Origin of the sequence: Kitasatospora sp. NPDC056181 (assembly GCF_042266225.1) — a bacterium.
Classification (GTDB): domain Bacteria; phylum Actinomycetota; class Actinomycetes; order Streptomycetales; family Streptomycetaceae; genus Kitasatospora.
Map to the genome: position 1 here is coordinate 1 of NZ_JBHJUK010000306.1, position 2,619 is coordinate 2,619.

The 2,619-nt window shown below is 73.8% G+C and carries 3 protein-coding genes; all 3 read left to right on the plus strand.

The window, feature by feature from the left end:
• Positions 1-1,543 (plus strand): hypothetical protein (locus ACFC1F_RS43050; protein WP_376167264.1); only part of this gene is annotated, 1,543 nt, incomplete at its 5' end.
• Positions 1,544-1,774: 231 nt separating this feature from the next.
• Positions 1,775-1,963: a hypothetical protein gene (locus ACFC1F_RS43055; RefSeq protein ID WP_376167266.1), complete on the plus strand. Its 189-nt coding sequence runs from the start codon at positions 1,775-1,777 to the stop codon at positions 1,961-1,963.
• A gap of 43 nt (positions 1,964-2,006) precedes the next feature.
• Positions 2,007-2,438 carry a hypothetical protein gene (locus tag ACFC1F_RS43060; RefSeq protein ID WP_376167268.1) on the plus strand — a complete coding sequence of 144 codons (432 nt, stop codon included), beginning with the start codon at positions 2,007-2,009 and terminating at the stop codon, positions 2,436-2,438.
• Positions 2,439-2,619: the final 181 nt, after the last annotated feature.

Genomic DNA, 2,619 nt, shown 5'->3' on the forward strand with positions numbered 1-2,619 from the left:
CGAGGCCCTCGGCTCCGACCTCGACCTCCCCGACGGCTGCGGCCTCCAGACCATGCCCGGCATCTCCCGGCGCCGCGTGCTCATCCAGGTCACCATCCGCAACCTCACCGGCGAGGAACTCCCCTTCCCCATGGCCGAGATGGCCGAGACCACCACCGTCAACAACCCGATCCCCCTCGCTCTACTCTCCGACGGGGCGCGGGCGGAGATGGACCTGCGGCAGGCGTCCACCATCGTCACCGGCCCCACCGGGACCGGCAAAACGAACTGGCTCCACACACTGATCGCCCGCCTCGACCAGACGAACGACGTGCTCGTGTGGGTGATCGACCTCAACGGCGGGAGCATCGGCCTGCCCTGGCTCAACGCCTGGCGCGACGCCCAGTTGGGCCGTCCCGGCTCCCGCTGGGCCGACGCCACCATCCCGGTGCCAGGCGTGGACTGGGTGGCCTCCACCCCGGAGGAGGCCAAGCGCATGCTCGCCGCCGCCGTCCGCATCGCCAAGCGCCGCAAGGCCGCCTACCAGGACGCCATGCGCGACGCCAACGACGACAAGCTGCCCGTCTCCCCGGCGGTGCCGGAGATCGTCATCGTCATGGACGAGGGCGCCGAGGCCGCCGCCACCCGCGAGGCCCGCGCCGTCCTCGCCGGCGTCTCCGAGGTCGTCCGCATCGCCCGCGCCATGGCAATCCGCGCCGTCATCTCCGTCCTGCGCGTCACCCAGGACGTCATGCCCGACCCGCTCGTCCGCAAGATGGCCTCCAACCGCCTCGCCACCGGCGCCCTGGAGGACTCCGAACTCGGGCACCTCTTCGGCTGGCGCGCCCTACGCGCCGAGGACAGCTTCTCGGGGCCGGGATCGGTGCTGGCCGGCACCGAGGGCAAGCAGCCCGCCAAGGGACGCCAGTGGCGCATCACCCCCGACCAGATCGAGGAGATCAGCGCGCTCACCGCCCACCGCCGCCCGAGCCTGGACGCGCCCTCACTGGAGGCCGCCGGCGCCGACTACACCGACCGCTGGCTGATCGAACGCTGCGGCCACCTCTGGGCCAGCGCCGACACCACCCCCGTCGCGGCCGCGGCTACACCGTCACCCGCCGCCGGTTCGGCGGGCGGGGCGGGGCGGAGCGCGGCCCCGGCCGGCGGGTGGAAGGCCACCGCGCACTGGGACCAGCCCGCCACCACCCCGGCCGTCGACCCCGACGACCTCGAATCCATCTGGCTCCTGCCCGACGCCGTCAAGCCCGACCCCACCCCGCCCGGCGTCGACTGGTCGAACCCCTCCACCTGGACCACCGGCCGCGAGACCGCCACGCCCGAGACGCCCGACGCGAAGGACGCCGCGCTCCAACTGCTGCTCGACGCCGGCCCCGAGGGCACCGGCGCGTCCGCCATGGAGCGGGCCCTGAAGGACACCTTCGGCACCCGCCGGCCGGTCCTTCAGAACTGGCTCAAGGCGTGGGTCGAGAGCGGCGAGGCGGTCCGCGTCGGCGAGGGCAGCAAGACCCGCTACGTCCACCGCCAGCACGCCCCCGGCACCTGACGCGGGCCCCTGTCTGTCACCTGTCAGTCCGCTCCGGAAAGGGGGCGGTCCGGCCCGCACCGCACTGTCATCCCCCTGTCTGACCTGCGGATTACAGGTGACAGACAGGTGACAGGCGACAGGTGACAGACAGGCCCGATGACAGGCCGCATGACAGGCACACCACCCTGCCCGGACCGTGTCCGGTCATGCCCCGCACCCCCCTTCCCGCTGACCGGAAAGAGCCCCGCCGTGATCGTTGCGCTCAGCACCACCATCCTGTTCGCGATCATCTCCGTCGTCCTCATCCGGGGCCGGCGCGTGACCGTGCCCACCGCGCTCGTGCTCTGGCTGTCCGGCTTCACCGCCGCCTCCACCGGCGTCGCCGGACCCGTCAACGACTTCCTCGCCTCGCTCGTCCGGCTCGTCTCCGGCCACTGACCCCACCGCGCCCCGACCACCACCCCGCCGACAGGAGAGCACCGTGCACCACACCCCGCACGCCCCGCAGCCGTTCGCCGCCCCGGTGCTCTACACCCAGGACGGCACCCCCTACTACGCCCACCCGACCCCGCTCACCGCCCCGCCCGCGCTCTACCACCCCGCCGCGGCTCTGCCCGTGCCCGCCCAGCACGCCGCCCCGGCACTCCACTACCCCGCCCCGCTCCCGCAGGTGCCGACCATGCCGGCCCGGGACCCATGGCCCGCCCGCCTGGTCGCCGGCGGCGTCGGCATCGGCGGTGCCGGAATCGGGATCGGCTTCCTCGCCCAGGCGCTCGCCGCCGCCACCACCGCACTCGGCTTCGTCACCGCGGGCCTGGCCGTGATCTGGCTTCTCAAGACCACCAACGGCGGCGGCCGCGGCGGGCAGGGTGCCGTGAACGTGAGCGTCAACGTCACCAACCGCAACCGCTGACCGGCCTGTCCGACCGGCCGTTCCGCCCGGACCACCGCCGCAGCCGGCGGCGGGGCCCGGGTGGTGCGGGGGACCGGGCAGACCCCGCTCCCGGACCACCCCGACGCCTTCTGGAGGCACCCGTGTCCGTGGGAGAGACCCCGATCACCGTCGTCGGCAACCTGACCGACGACCCCGAACT